11 protein-coding genes are annotated in these 13,936 nt (G+C 73.7%); 9 read left to right on the forward strand and 2 right to left on the reverse strand.

Features of this window, described 5'->3' with window-relative positions:
- Positions 1 to 57: 57 nt before the first annotated feature.
- Positions 58 to 1,686 carry a sigma-54-dependent Fis family transcriptional regulator gene (locus K329_RS0112175; protein ID WP_028473260.1) on the forward strand — a complete coding sequence of 543 codons (1,629 nt, stop codon included), beginning with the start codon at positions 58 to 60 and terminating at the stop codon, positions 1,684 to 1,686.
- A gap of 95 nt (positions 1,687 to 1,781) precedes the next feature.
- Here the strand turns inward: K329_RS0112175 and K329_RS0112180 are convergent, their stop codons facing one another.
- Positions 1,782 to 3,269 (reverse strand): aldehyde dehydrogenase family protein, encoded by a 1,488-nt coding sequence (locus K329_RS0112180; protein ID WP_028473261.1) that lies wholly within the window; start codon positions 3,267 to 3,269, stop codon positions 1,782 to 1,784.
- Positions 3,270 to 3,482: 213 nt separating this feature from the next.
- Here K329_RS0112180 and K329_RS0112185 point away from each other — a divergent pair, with 213 nt between their 5' ends.
- The 3 genes from K329_RS0112185 to K329_RS0112195 are packed head-to-tail and all read left to right on the forward strand — an operon-like array spanning position 3,483 to position 7,000.
- Positions 3,483 to 5,654 (forward strand): molybdopterin-containing oxidoreductase family protein, encoded by a 2,172-nt coding sequence (locus K329_RS0112185; RefSeq protein WP_028473262.1) that lies wholly within the window; start codon positions 3,483 to 3,485, stop codon positions 5,652 to 5,654.
- A gap of 3 nt (positions 5,655 to 5,657) precedes the next feature.
- Positions 5,658 to 5,984, forward strand: coding sequence for a ferredoxin (gene fdxA, locus K329_RS0112190; RefSeq protein ID WP_028473263.1), 327 nt, complete (start codon positions 5,658 to 5,660; stop codon positions 5,982 to 5,984).
- Entirely contained in the window at positions 5,981 to 7,000 is a 1,020-nt protein-coding gene (locus K329_RS0112195; protein WP_245596544.1) for an NAD(P)/FAD-dependent oxidoreductase, read from the forward strand. Before fdxA ends, K329_RS0112195 begins: the two co-directional genes overlap by 4 nt.
- Positions 7,001 to 7,042: 42 nt before the next feature.
- Here the strand turns inward: K329_RS0112195 and K329_RS26460 are convergent, their stop codons facing one another.
- Positions 7,043 to 8,035, reverse strand: coding sequence for a helix-turn-helix domain-containing protein (locus tag K329_RS26460; protein ID WP_052336812.1), 993 nt, complete (start codon positions 8,033 to 8,035; stop codon positions 7,043 to 7,045).
- A gap of 208 nt (positions 8,036 to 8,243) precedes the next feature.
- On the opposite strand from K329_RS26460, the gene K329_RS29580 reads away from it, so the two are divergent.
- The 5 genes from K329_RS29580 (at position 8,244) to K329_RS0112225 (ending at position 13,936) form a co-directional block, all read left to right on the forward strand.
- Positions 8,244 to 8,834 carry a molybdenum cofactor biosynthesis protein MoaE gene (locus tag K329_RS29580; protein WP_052336813.1) on the forward strand — a complete coding sequence of 197 codons (591 nt, stop codon included), beginning with the start codon at positions 8,244 to 8,246 and terminating at the stop codon, positions 8,832 to 8,834.
- Positions 8,831 to 9,838 carry a GTP 3',8-cyclase MoaA gene (gene moaA / locus K329_RS0112210; protein WP_211225842.1) on the forward strand — a complete coding sequence of 336 codons (1,008 nt, stop codon included), beginning with the start codon at positions 8,831 to 8,833 and terminating at the stop codon, positions 9,836 to 9,838. The genes K329_RS29580 and moaA overlap by 4 nt, the downstream gene beginning before the upstream one ends.
- A 56-nt stretch (positions 9,839 to 9,894) precedes the next feature.
- Complete coding sequence (locus tag K329_RS26470) at positions 9,895 to 10,134, forward strand: MoaD/ThiS family protein (protein WP_052336814.1); 240 nt, start codon at positions 9,895 to 9,897, stop codon at positions 10,132 to 10,134.
- A 46-nt stretch (positions 10,135 to 10,180) separates the two neighbouring features.
- Positions 10,181 to 11,404 carry a molybdopterin molybdotransferase MoeA gene (locus K329_RS0112220; RefSeq protein WP_028473266.1) on the forward strand — a complete coding sequence of 408 codons (1,224 nt, stop codon included), beginning with the start codon at positions 10,181 to 10,183 and terminating at the stop codon, positions 11,402 to 11,404.
- A 108-nt stretch (positions 11,405 to 11,512) separates the two neighbouring features.
- Complete coding sequence (locus tag K329_RS0112225; protein ID WP_211225843.1) at positions 11,513 to 13,936, forward strand: excinuclease ABC subunit UvrA; 2,424 nt, start codon at positions 11,513 to 11,515, stop codon at positions 13,934 to 13,936.

Raw genomic sequence — 13,936 nt, forward strand, 5'->3', positions numbered from 1 at the left:
AGCATGATGTGACGCCAGGCACGGTCACGGAGGGCGCGAGGGCAGATGGCAGAGGTCGTGAGGCGTCCCACCGTCGAGGACCCCCGTCCGGACATCGCCGCCTCGTGGCGACGGGCCAGCATGGCCGGCGTCCGGCACGTCGGCGTGCTCGAGCGTCTCGTCCCCGGTGACGTCGACCCCCGCAGCTCGCTCCTCATCGGGGCCGGGCCCGTGCTCGACGAGCTCGAGCACAGCCTCGCCGGCACCGGCTACCTCACGATCGTGGCCGACCGCGAGTGCCGCGTCGTACGGCGGTGGTTCGACGACGCCGCCACCCGCGCCAGCCTCGACGCGCTCAACATCCGGGAGGGCGTCAGCCTCCTCGAGGACGTCGTCGGCACCAACGGGCTCGGCACCGTGTTCGAGACGCGCGACCCCGTCGTCGTACGCGGGGACGAGCACTTCGCGGAGTCGCTGCGCCGGTTCAGCTGCTACGGCCACCCCATCCGCCACCCCCTGACGCGTCGCATCGAGGGCGTGCTCAACGTCGCGTCGCGCACCGACACCGAGAGCAACCTGCTGCCGCCGATGATCGCGCGCGCCGTGCACGACATCGAGCAGCGGCTGCTCGGCGGCAGCCGGGTCTCCGAGAAGAGCCTGCTGGCGGCGTTCCAGGCGGCCTCCGGGCACCGCCGGCGGGCGGTCCTCGCGATCGGCGAGGACATCGTGATGTGCAACCGGGCCGCCTCGAGCCTGCTGAGCCCGGCCGACATCGCCCTGCTGCGCGTGCTCGCCGAGGACCCGCCGTCGGCGGACCACGGGGTGGTCAGGGTGACCCTCGAGTCCGGTCGGGCGGCGGAGGTGACGGTCGAACGGGTGCCCGCCGCCCGCCGCGCCGTCCTGCTCCACGTCGAGGAACGGCAGGCCGCGCCGCACCCGGCGCCCTCCGTCCTCTCCCCCACGTCGTCGCGTGCCGAGCCGCCCGTCCTGGTGAGCGGCCCGGCCGGGACGGGCCGCTCGACCCGGGCGCGGGAGCTGTCCGCGCTGCCCACGAACGTGCTGCGGGCGGCGACCGCGCTGCTCGAGGGCGGGAGCGCCTGGGCGCAGGACCTCTCGACGGCGCTGGAGCGCACCGAGGGGTCGCTCGTCGTCGACGGCATCGACCTGCTGCCGGACGACCTGCTCGACCTGGTCATCGAGGGGTGCGACCAGCGCCGCCGTCCGCAGATCATCCTGACCTCGGGCCCGGTGTCCACGCTCACCGGGCGGGCCGCCACCCTCGCCGCCATGGCCATGGTGCAGGTCGAGCTGACACCGCTCGCGTCGCGTCGCGCCGAGCTGCCCGACCTGGCCGTCTCGATGCTCCGCAGCGTCGCGGCCAGCGACTCGGTGCACCTCACCCCCGGCGTGGTGCAGGCCCTCGCCGCGCACGACTGGCCCGGCAACCTGCGCGAGCTGAAGGCCGTGATGAGCCACGTGGCCGCCCGCCGCCCCACCGGGGGCATCGTCGTCGACGACCTGCCCGAGCAGTACCGCGCGCTGACGCCGCTGCGTCCGTTGAGCCCGCTCGAGCAGGCCGAGCGCGACGCGATCGTGGTCGCGCTGCGCGCTGCGGGCGGCAACAAGGTGCAGGCCGCGCGGACGCTCGAGGTGTCGCGCACGACCCTCTACTCCCGCATCCGGCAGCTGCGCATCACGACGTACTGAACCCGGCGCGCACCCGCACAGCGGTCACACCCGCACAGCCGTCGCGGCCGGCACCCCGAGGGTGCCGGCCGCGACGTCGTACGGTCACGCGCTCGTCAGAGGGCGATGTTGACCGCCTTGACCTGCGTGTACAGCTCGAGCGACTCGGCGCCGAGCTCGCGGCCCCAGCCCGACTGGCGGTAGCCGCCGAACGGCAGGCCGGCGTCGAAGGCGTGGAACGTGTTGACCCAGACCTGTCCCGACTTGAGGCGGGCGGCGACGCGGTGGGCGCGGCTCAGGTCCTGCGTCCAGATGCCGGCGGCGAGGCCGTACTCGCTGTCGTTGGCGGCGGCCACGACCTCGTCCTCGTCGCTGAACCTCATGGCCACGGCGACCGGGCCGAAGATCTCCTCGCGGACGATCGACATGTCCGGGGTGGCGTCGACGAACACGGTCGCCTGCACGTAGTAGCCGGAGTCCCCGACCCGCTCCCCGCCCACGAGCACGCGGGCGCCGTCGGCCTTGCCGGCCTCGAGGTAGCCGGTCACGCGGTCGAGCTGCTCCTGCGAGACCAGCGGCGTGATGACCGACTGCGGGTCGTTGCCGGGCCCGACCTGCAGCTGCCCGACCGCCTCCGCGAGGGCGGTCGTGAACTCGTCGTAGATGGCGTCGTGGACGTACACGCGCGTGCCCGACTCGCAGGCCTGGCCGGAGTTGAAGGTGAAGCCCATGATCGTGCCGGCGACGGCCGCCGGGATGTCGGCGTCGGCGAAGACGATGTTGGGCGACTTGCCGCCCAGCTCGAGCGACACCTTCTTCAGGTTGCCCCGCGCGGCGTCGACGATGAGCTTGCCGACCTCCGTCGACCCGGTGAAGGCCACCTTGTCGACGTCGTCGTGGGCCGACAGCGCCGCACCCGTCTCACCGGCGCCCGTGACGATGTTGACGACGCCGGCGGGCACCCCGGCCTCGAGGAGGATCTCGCCCAGCATCAGGGCCGACAGCGGGGTCTGCTCGGCAGGCTTCAGGACGACCGTGTTGCCGGTGGCGAGGGCGGGCGCGATCTTCCACGCCGCCATCAGGAGGGGGAAGTTCCACGGCACGATCTGGGCGCAGACCCCGACGGGCTCGCGGCGGGTGTAGGAGTGGAACTCCTGGGCCGGGTCGGCGAGCAGCATCGAGGGCGTGTTGGTCGTGCCCGTCAGCTTCGTCGGCCAGCCGGCGTAGTAGCGGAAGCACTCGGCGGCGAAGCGGACGTCGGCGACGGTGGCGATGCCGAGCGACTTGCCGTTGTCCAGCGACTCGATCTCGGCGAGGTCGGCGGCCCGCTCCTCCATGAGCTCGGCGATGCGCCAGATGATCTTCTCGCGGGTGTTGGGACGCATCCGTACCCAGTCCCCGGCGTCGAAGGCCCGGCGCGCCGCGGCCACGGCGAGGTCGACGTCCTCCGGGCCGGCGAGGGGCACGGAGGCGAGCACCTCGCCCGTGGCGGGGTTGTGGGTGTCGAAGGTCTGACCGGACCGGGCGAGCACCCACTCGCCGTCGATGAGCATGCGGGCCGGCTCGTTCAGGAACTCCTTGACCGCGGCGGAACTGATGGGCATGACCGACTCCTTGGCTGTGGGATGAGACGCACCTCACGTTAGGGAGGTGGTCGCCGGCCTCCTGTTCAGTAACTGGACAATCTGCCGCGCGGGGCGCGGGAGGCGACCCGGACGGCACGGATCGTCGTGTTCCCGTCGTTCGGCAGCCCGGCCGGCAGGGGGTCGCGCGACGACGCTGGAGGTCCGGAGAACCGCGACCCCAGGAGCACACCCATGACTCTGATCGACGAACCCGTCGCGCCCGCACGTGAGCTGACCGTGCTGGGAGCGTGCCCGCAGGACTGTCCCGACACCTGCGCGATGGTGGTGACCGTGCGTGACGGCGTCGCCGTGGAGGTGGCGGGCAGCAAGGCGCAGCCCTACACCAACGGCGGCCTGTGCGTGAAGGTCGACAACTACCTCGACCGGGTCTACCACCCGGACCGGATCCTCCACCCGATGCGACGCGTGGGCCCCAAGGGCTCGGGCGAGTTCGAGCGGATCTCGTGGGACGAGGCCGTCGACGAGGTCGCCCGCCGGTTCACCGCGATCGCGGCCGACCACGGCGCCGAGGCGATCATGCCGGTGAGCTACCTCGGCACGCAGGGCATCCTCAACGGGCTGAACGTCGGTGACCCGTTCTTCAACCGCCTGGGCGCCACCGTCGCCGAGCGCACGTACTGCGACGCGGGCTCGTGCACGGCGTACGCGATGACCATCGGCGACACGGCCGGCGTCGACCCCGAGGCGATGGTGAACTCCAAGTTCATCCTCATCTGGGCCGCGAACATCATGAGCACGAACCTCCACCTCTGGCCCTACATCGCGGAGGCGAAGAAGCGGGGCGCGAAGGTCGTGGTCGTCGACCCGGTGCGCACCAAGACCGCCCGGGCCGCGAGCCAGCACATCCCGATCCGTCCGGGCACCGACGGCGCGCTGGCCATGGCGATGATGCACGTGATCATCAACGAGGGCCTCACCGACGACGACTACGTCGCCGCGCACACGATCGGGTACGACGAGCTGGTCGAGCGCGTGCAGCAGTACACCCCCGAGTGGGCGTCGCAGGAGACCGGCATCCCGGTCGAGACGATCCTGACCCTGGCCCGCGAGTACGCCACCGCCCAGCCCTCGGTGATCCGCATCGGCGTCGCGGTCGAGCGGCACGCCGGCGGCGGCCAGACCGTGCGCGCCCTCTCGTGCCTCCCGGCCCTCGTGGGCGCCTGGCGCAACCCCGGCGGCGGCATCCTCCAGCTGCCGCTGTGGGCCTTCCCGGTCAACTGGCCGGCCTTCATGCACCCGGAGCTCCTGCCCCCCGGCACCCAGGTGGTCAACCAGTACCTGCTGGGCCAGGCGCTCACCGGACAGCTCGACCTGCGCACCCCGCTGAAGGCCCTGATGGTCTACAACTCGAACCCGCTCGTGGTGGCACCCGACCAGGCCCGGATGGTCGAGGGCCTGAGCCGTGACGACCTGTTCACCGTCGTCAGCGAGCAGTTCATGACCGACACGGCGCGCTACGCGGACATCCTGCTGCCGGCCACGACCCAGCTCGAGCAGGAGGACATCATGTTCTCCTGGGGCCACCTCTACGTGACCTACAACAACCCGTCGATCGCCCCCCTCGGTGAGGCGGTGCCCAACACGGAGCTGTTCCGGCGCCTCGCCCGGGCCATGGGGTTCGACGACGACCCGATCTTCACGCGCACCGACGAGCAGATGATCGCCGAGGCCTTCGACTGGTCGTCGCCCGCGATGGAGGGGATCACCGTCGACTCCCTCAAGGAGCAGGGCTTCTCGCGCCTCAACCTCCCGCCGTCCGACGAGTACGCGCCCCACCGCGACGGCAACTTCCGCACGCCGTCAGGCAAGACCGAGTTCGTCTCCTCCGCGGCGGCCGGGGGCAACTTCGTCGTGCCCCTCTTCCGCCAGGGGTCCAACGACCACCAGCCCGGCCAGCCGGTCGACCCCCTGCCCCACTACATCCCGCCGCGCGACAACGCCGCCGCCGACCCCGAGCTCGCCGCCCGCTACCCGCTCAACCTGATCTCGCCGAAGTCGCACGCGTTCATCAACTCGAGCTTCGCCAACATCGAGATCCACCAGCGGGTGCAGAAGCCGGCCACGCTCCTCATCAACCCCGCCGACGCCGAGGCGCGCGGGATCACCACCGGGAGCGTCGTCCGCGCCTTCAACGACCGCGGGAGCGTCGAGCTGCTCGCCAAGGTCGACGCCTCGACCATGGCGGGGGTGACCGTCTGCCACGTCGGGCACTGGCGCTCCGACGCGCTCGGCCTCTCGACGCTCTCCCAGCTCAACCCCACGACCTTCGCCGACCTCGGCAACGCCCCGACCTTCTCCGACACCCTGATCGACGTCGAGCCGGTCGCGGCGCAGGAGGGCTGAGCCATGGCCTACGTCATCACCGAGGCCTGCATCGACGCCGCCGACAAGGCCTGCCGCGAGGAGTGCCCCGTCGACTGCATCTACGAGGGCGACCGGATGCTCTACATCCACCCGGACGAGTGCGTCGACTGCGGCAAGTGCGTCACCGCCTGCCCCAACGGCGCGATCTCGTCGGAGTACAAGCTGGCGGCGGAGGACGAGCGCTTCCGCGACATCGCCGTCGAGTTCTTCGACGCCTTCCCCGACGCGAACGGCGGCGCCGAGGACCTCGGACCGGTCGGCGCCGACCACCCGACGGTGGCGGCGTGGGAGACGGGAGGCCGGACGTGAGCGGGGCCGTGAGCGGGGCCGTGAGCGGGCTCGTGACCCGTGAGGTCGTCGAGGTCGACCTCGTCGTCGTGGGCGCGGGCCCGGTGGGCCTCTACGCCGCGTACTACGCAGGCTTCCGTGGGATGACGGTCGCGGTCGTCGACGCGCTCGACCAGGTGGGCGGCCAGACCACCGCGATGTATCCCGAGAAGCTCGTGTACGACGTCGCCGGCTACGCCGCCGTGAAGGGCCAGCACCTCGTCGACGCCCTGAGCGAGCAGGCCGCCGGGGCCAAGCCGCACTACGTGCTGGGCGAGCAGGTCGTCGATCTCGTCACGGCCCCCGACCACGTGCTGCTGACCACGTCGGAGGGCACGACGCTGCGCGGCCGGGCGGTGCTCCTCGCGGCGGGGATCGGCAGCTTCAGCCCGCGTCCGCTGCCCACGGGCGGGGAGTACGTCGGACGCGGCCTGGTGCACTTCGTGCCCCGACCGGACGAGTTCGCCGGTGCGGACGTCGTGGTGGTCGGCGGGGGTGACAGCGCGGTGGACTGGGCGGTCACGCTCGAACCGGTGGCGCGGCGGGTCACCCTGGTGCACCGGCGGGACGACTTCCGGGCCCACGAGGCGAGCGTGGCCCGGCTGCGGGCGAGCACGGTGGAGATCCTGACCCCGCTCGAGGTCGGCGCCGTCCACGGCGGCGACCGCGTCACCGGCGTCACGCTGGTGGGGGCCGACGGCGCGACGGTGCACCGGGACGCCGACGTCGTCGTGGCCGCGCTCGGGTTCAAGGCCGACCTGGGCCCGCTGAAGCGGTGGGGGCTGGACCTCGACCGGCGGCAGGTCGCCGTCGACCGGGCCCAGCGGACCTCGTTGCCGCGCGTCTTCGCGGCCGGCGACTGCTGCGGCCACCCCGACAAGGTGACGCTCATCAGCGTCGGCTTCGGGGAGGCCGCCACGGCCGTCAACCATGCCGCGCCCCTCGTGCACGCGGGCGCTCCCGTCGTACCGGGTCACTCCAGCGACGACCAGCAGTGACCCACGCCGGTCGTCCGCGCCACCCGGGCGCGGACGGCCGGTTCACCGCCGTGGACGCACCACGGCCCGGGGGTCGTCGGAGGCCCGGCACAGCATCTGGCGGTACTCACGGGGGCTCATCCCGAACTCCTGGCGGAACAGCCGCCCGAACACGTCGAGGTCGACGAACCCCCAGTTGCGCGCGATCTCGCGCAGCGAGCGGTCCCGCGCCAGGCTGCTGCGGATCTCGCGCCGCGCGCCCTCCAGCCGACGCGTCCGGATCGTCTGGGCGACCGTCCGGTCGCGGGAGGCGAAGTGACGGTGCAGCTGGCGCGTCGAGATGGCCACCGCCGCCGCGACCTGGTCGGGGTTGAGGTCCGGGTCGGCGAGGTGCTCGTCGATGTAGGCGTCGACCTGGTGGAGCAGGCTCTCCGGCGCCGAGCGCATGGGCATGGCCGGCAGGGCCTCCGCCGCCACGGCGACGAGCTCGCCCACGTGGTCGGCGACCGCGGCGGCCTGCCCGAGCGCCAGCGAGGACGACTCCGTGAGGAGACCGCAGAGCATCTCGCTCATCACCCGGCCCATGCCCTCGTTCCCCTTGAAGGCGCGGGCCGTCACGTCCCGCGACCGGGCCTCGCCGAGCCGGAACGCGCTCCGCTTCCAGGTGAAGACGGACAGCTCCCAGTGCGGCGACCGGGCCGGCGAGCGCAGCCGCCACTCGAAGGGGCGCGAGGTCTCGTAGACGACGAAGTCGCCCGGGCCGAGCTCGGCGCTGCGGCTGTCCTGCTCCACGAGCGCACGCCCCGAGCGCATCACGGCGACCTGGAGCAGCGACTCTCCGTCGCGGAGCAGGTGAGGCGGGCGGATCACGTCCTGGTCGACCGACGCCACCGTCGACATCTGGACGTGGCCCAGCATGCGGCTCTCGACGGCGCCGCGGAGGTCGCGGGCCCCCTTCTCGACGTCGAGGCGCACGAAGTGCTCGCGCAGGGTGGTGCGCCACTCGTCGGCGTCGCGGGCGTGCACGGAGGTCTCCGGGGCGAACTCGTGGAGCATGGGGACCTACTTCCTGCGGGCCGTGCCGCGGTGGATCGCCCGACCATAGACCCGCCGTCGGGCCCGCTCAAGACCTTCGCGCCGGAGGAAACAGGACCGTCACAGACGAGCCCGCCGATGTCGCCAGACGTCGACTTCCGGTCGCGGATCGCCGGTCGGGGGCGTCCGTCGGGGTCGATCCTGGGGCCTCGAGCCAAGGAGGCAGCCCGTGCCCACGTCGTCGTACCCGTCGGACCTGACCGAGCCCCGCACCGCGCCGCACCGGGCGTCGGAGCACCTCACCGCGCGGCAGTGGTGCCTCGTCGCCCCGGAGCTCCCGGACGCCGCGGCGGCGACCGCGTGGGCCGTCCGCCCGGGCACGGGCGCGGTCGTGACGTTCCACGGCGTCGTGCGTGACCACGCCCCGGGCCACACGGGCGTGCGGGCGGTCTCCTACGAGGCGTACGACGCGGTCGTCCTCGACCGGCTGTCCCAGGTGGCCGAGGCGGCGCACGCGTCGTGGCCCGGACTCGGCGGCGTCGCGCTCTGGCACCGCACCGGTCTCGTCGACCTCGGCGCGGCGAGCGTGAACGTCACCGTGGGCGCGGGCCACCGCCACACGGCGTTCGACGCCGCCCGCTTCTGCATCGACGTCCTCAAGGCCTCGGTGCCCGTGTGGAAGCTGGAGCACACGGCGGACGGTCCGGACTGGTCGCGGAGCGGCACCGCGGCGGTGTCGGTGGCCGAGGCCGCCCGGTCGTGGTGGGCGGGCCGGTCGTCCGACCCCGGCCGCGGCGGCGCCGACGGGTGCTGCCCGTGACGCCGCTCCTGGACCGACGGGCGCGACCGCTGCGCGACCTCCGGATCTCCCTCACCGACCGGTGCAACTTCCGCTGCGGCTACTGCATGCCGCGGGACCTCTTCGGCGCCGACCACGCGTTCCTCGAGCGCGACGAGCTCCTGTCGTTCGACGAGATCGAGGAGGTCGTCCGCGCCGCCGCCGATCTCGGGGTGACGACGGTCCGGCTCACGGGCGGCGAGCCCCTGATGCGGGCCGGCGCGCCCGGCCTCGTCGCCCGGCTGGCGGCGATCGGCGGGCTGGACCTCGCCATGACCACCAACGGGGTCCTGCTCCCCCGCCACGCCGGCGCGCTCGCCGCGGCCGGCCTGTCACGGCTCACCGTCAGCCTCGACGCCATCGACGACGTCGTCTTCCGCCGCGCGAGCGACAGCCCGTTCGCGGTGTCGGCCGTCATGGCCGGGATCGACGCCGCGGTCGCGGCCGGGTTCGACACCGTCAAGGTCAACGCCGTCGTGCGCCGCGGCGTGAACGAGCACCAGGTGGTGCCGCTCGTGGAGCACTTCCGGGGCACCGGGCACGAGCTCCGCTTCATCGAGTTCATGGACGTCGGCGCGACCAACGGCTGGACCGGGTCCGAGGTCGTCCCCGCCGCCGAGATCCGCGCGGCCATCGAGACACGGTGGCGCCTCGAGGACCTGCCCGCCCGCCGCCACGGCGAGGTGGCCCGCCGGTTCCGGCTCGCCGACGGCACCGCGCAGGTGGGCATCATCAGCTCGGTCTCCTCGCCCTTCTGCGGCACCTGCACCCGGGCCAGGGTCACCGCCGACGGGCGCGTGCACACCTGCCTGTTCTCCTCCCGCGGCACCGACCTGCGTCCGCTGCTGCGGGGTGCCCGCCACGAGGGCGACCTGCGGCGGGCGCTCGCCGGTCTCTGGAACCGGCGCGACGACCGCTACTCGGAGCTCCGTGCGGCCGGCGGACGGGTGGAGGCACCCGTCGAGATGTCCTACATCGGGGGCTGAGCGGTGGTCCGCCGTCGCCGTCGCTGCTCCCCCGTCCCGACCACCGAGGAGGTCCCGTGGCCCACCTGCTGATGTTCGCCACCGCCCGCGACGCCGCGGGGCGCTCGCGCGACGTGTTCGAGCTCGGCACGGTCGCCGAGCTCGTCGTCGCCGCCGAGCAGAGGTACGGCGCCGGCTTCGGCCGCGTGCTGAGCGGTTGCCGCGTGTGGGTCAACGGCGAGGACGTCGACCCGGAGACGTGCGTGCTGGGCGAGCGGGACGAGGTGGCGGTGATCCCGCCGGTCGCCGGTGGGTGACCACCGGGCACCCGGCAGCGGGTGCTGCGACGACGACGTCGACGGGATGCGCACCGTCGCGGACGTCCGGCACGACGTCGTCGCGCAGGTGGACCCGACGCCGTCCACGACGGTCCCGCCCGTGTCCGCCGCCGGCCTCGTGCTGGCCGCCGACGTCGTCGCCCGGATCCCCCTGCCGCGCTTCGACAACGCCGCGATGGACGGCTACGCCGTGCACCACGAGGACGTCGACGGCGCGCAGCACGACCGTCCGGCGCGGATCCCCGTGGTCGCGTCCGTCGCCGCCGGGGCCGGGCGCGGGGTGCGGCTCCGCGGGGGCGAGGCCGCCAGGATCATGACCGGAGCGCTCCTTCCTGCCGGTGCCACCGCGGTCGTGCCCCACGAGTGGACCGACCGGGGCTCGACGGTGGTGGCGGTCCACCGTTCCGTCGCGCCGGGGCGGCACGTCCGACGGGCCGGCGAGGACCTCCGGGAGGGGGACCTCGCCGTCCGCGCGGGCACGGTGCTGCGCTCGCGGCACCTGGGCGTGCTGGCCGCCCTCGGCGTCACCGACGTCCCGGTCCACCCGGCCCCTCGGGTGGGGGTCGTCGCGACCGGGTCGGAGCTGCGTCGCCCGGGCGAGCCCCTGCTCGACGACGGGATCCACGACTCGAACTCGGTGACCGTCGCCGCCGCCGTGCGGGAGGCGGGCGGCGTGGTGACGGTCGTGCGCACGGTGGGCGACGACATCGGTCTGCTCACCGCCACCCTCGACGCCCTCGCGTCCGACGTCGACGTGGTCGTCACGACGGGCGGTGTCTCGGAGGGCGACCACGACGTCGTACGCCTCGCCCTCACCGGGCGCGGCACGATGTGGTTCGGCACGGTCGCCATGCAGCCCGGCAAGCCGCAGGGGTTCGGACGGCTGAAGGCCGGCGGGCCGCTCGTGTGCTGCCTCCCCGGCAACCCCGTCGCCGCCACCACGTCGTTCCACGTCTTCGTCCGTCCCGCGCTGCTCCGCCTGCGGGGGCTGGCGCCGAGCTGGCCCACGAGCGTCGGCATCCTGACCGAGGACGTGCGCTCGCCCGCCGGTCGCACGCAGTTCGTGCGGGGCGCGCGGGTGCCGGGAGTCCAGCAGGACCGGGACCACGTCGTCCCCCGCGGCACGGGCTCCCACATGGTGGCCGCGATGGCGGGCAGCGACGTGCTCGTCGTCGTCCCGGCGGCCACCACCCTGCTGCGCGCCGGCGACGAGGTCACCCTCCTGCACCTGGACCCGGACGACGGGTGACCGCAGCCCACCCACTTTCCTGGTCTACTGGGCGGCCGGACCGGCACGACCTGCGACAGAGAGTGGTGGACGACGATCGACGCACTGGACCTCGACCCGTACGTGCGGGTGCGCGGCGCGAGCGAGCACAACCTCCGCGACGTCGACGTCGACCTCCCGCGCAACGCCCTGGTCGTCTTCACCGGGGTGTCGGGCTCGGGCAAGTCGTCGCTCGCCTTCGGCACGATCTACGCCGAGGCGCAGCGTCGCTACTTCGAGTCGGTCGCGCCGTACGCCCGGCGGCTGCTGCAGCAGGTCGGGGCACCCCACGTGGAGGAGATCAGCGGGTTGCCGCCCGCCGTCGCGCTCCAGCAGCGCCGCGGGTCGGCGAGCTCGCGCTCGACCGTCGGCACCATGACGACGCTCTCCAACCTCCTGCGTGTCCTCTACTCGCGCGCGGGTGACTACCCCGCCGGCAGCGACCGGCTGGCGGCGGAGGCCTTCTCGCCGAACACCACCGCCGGCGCCTGCAGCGAGTGCCAGGGCCTCGGGGTCACGCACGATGTCACCGAGGAGCTGCTCGTCCCGGACCCGTCGCTCAGCATCCGCGAGGGCGCGATCGCGGCGTGGCCGGGCGCCTGGCAGGGCCACAACCTGCGGCGCATCGTGACGAACCTGGGCATCGACGTCGACCGGCCCTGGCGCGAGCTGGCGCCCGAGGACCGCTCGTGGCTGCTGTTCACCGACGAGCGACCGTCGGTGCTCATCCGCCCGCAGGACAAGGACGGCGGGGGCGGCCGCGACTACCACGGCACCTTCCGCAGCGCCCGGAGCCACGTCCGCAACGTGCTGGCGACGTCGTCGAGCGAGAGCGCGCGCGCCAAGATGGCGCCGTACGTCGCCAGCGCGATCTGCCGGGCCTGCCACGGGAGCGGGCTGCGGCCCGAGGCCCTGGCCGTCACGTTCGCCGGCGTGTCCATCGCCGCGATGAACGCCCTGCCCCTGGCGGACGTCGCCGAGAAGCTGCGGCCCGGGGCCGGCGGCGACCCCGACGACCCCGCCGCGCGCATCAGCGCCGACCTCGTCGCCCGTATCGAGGTGCTGCTCGACCTGGGGCTGGGCTACCTGACGCTGGCCCGCACCTCGACGACGCTCTCCCCCGGCGAGGCCCAGCGGCTGCGCATCGCCACGCAGCTGCGGGCCGGGCTCTTCGGGGTCGTCTACGTGCTCGACGAGCCGTCGGCGGGTCTCCACCCCGCGGACGCCGAGCCGCTCCTGGCGGTGCTCGACCAGCTCAAGGCCGCCGGCAACTCGCTCTTCGTCGTCGAGCACGACCTGGACGTCGTGCGGCGGGCCGACTGGATCGTCGACATCGGCCCGGGCGCCGGGGCGGGTGGCGGGTCGGTGCTCTACTCCGGGCCGGTCCCGGGGCTGGAGGCCGTGCACGACTCCCCCACGAGCGACTACCTCTTCGGGCGGTCGGTGCGCCAGGTGCACGCCCCGCGCACCCTCACCGACCGGATCCGGATGTCCGGCGTCACCCGCCACAACCTCCGCGACGTCTCCCTCGACCTCCCGCTCGGGGCCATGACGGCCGTCACCGGCGTCTCGGGTTCCGGCAAGTCGACCCTCGTCGTCCGGGTGCTCGCCGACGCCGTGCGGCACCACCTGGGCACGACGGCGCCCGAGACGGACGACGAGGACGACCGCCCGTCGCCCGTCGACGTCACGCACCCGCGGATCTCCGGCGTCGACGCGCTCGACCGGCTCGTCGTGGTCGACCAGCGCCCGATCGGCCGCACGCCGCGCTCCACGCTGGCGACGTACACAGGCCTGTTCGACGTGGTCCGACGGGTGTTCGCCGCCACCCCGTCGGCCAAGGAGCGCGGGTACGGCGTGGGGCGCTTCTCGTTCAACGTCGCCGAGGGCCGGTGCGAGACGTGCCAGGGCGAGGGGTTCGTCTCGGTCGAGCTGGTCTTCCTGCCCGGCACCCACGCGCCCTGCCCGACGTGCGGCGGCGCCCGCTACAACGCCGAGACGCTCGAGGTGACCTACCGCGACCGGAACGTCGCCGACGTGCTGACCATGTCCGTCGACGCGGCCGCGGAGTTCCTCGCCGACGTGCCCGCCGCCGCCCGCAGCCTGGGCACGCTGCAGGAGGTCGGGCTGGGCTACCTCTCGCTCGGGCAGCCCGCCACCGAGCTGAGCGGCGGCGAGGCCCAGCGCATCAAGCTGGCCACCGAGCTGCAGCGCGTCAGCCGGGGGCACACCCTCTACCTCCTGGACGAGCCGACCGCCGGCCTGCACCCTGCCGACGCCGACCTGCTCCTCACCCAGCTGCACCGCCTCGTGGACGCCGGCAACACCGTCGTCCTGGTCGAGCACGACCTCCCGACCATCGCCGGCGCCGACTGGGTGGTGGACCTCGGACCGGGCGGCGGCGACGCCGGTGGTCGCGTCGTGGCGGAGGGCACGCCCACCGAGATCGCCGCCGGGACGGGCGCGACCGGGCGCTACCTCGCCGCGCACCTCGCCCGGCGGACGGGTGCCTGA

This window comes from Nocardioides alkalitolerans DSM 16699, assembly GCF_000426525.1.
Taxonomy (GTDB): Bacteria; Actinomycetota; Actinomycetes; order Propionibacteriales; family Nocardioidaceae; genus Nocardioides; species Nocardioides alkalitolerans.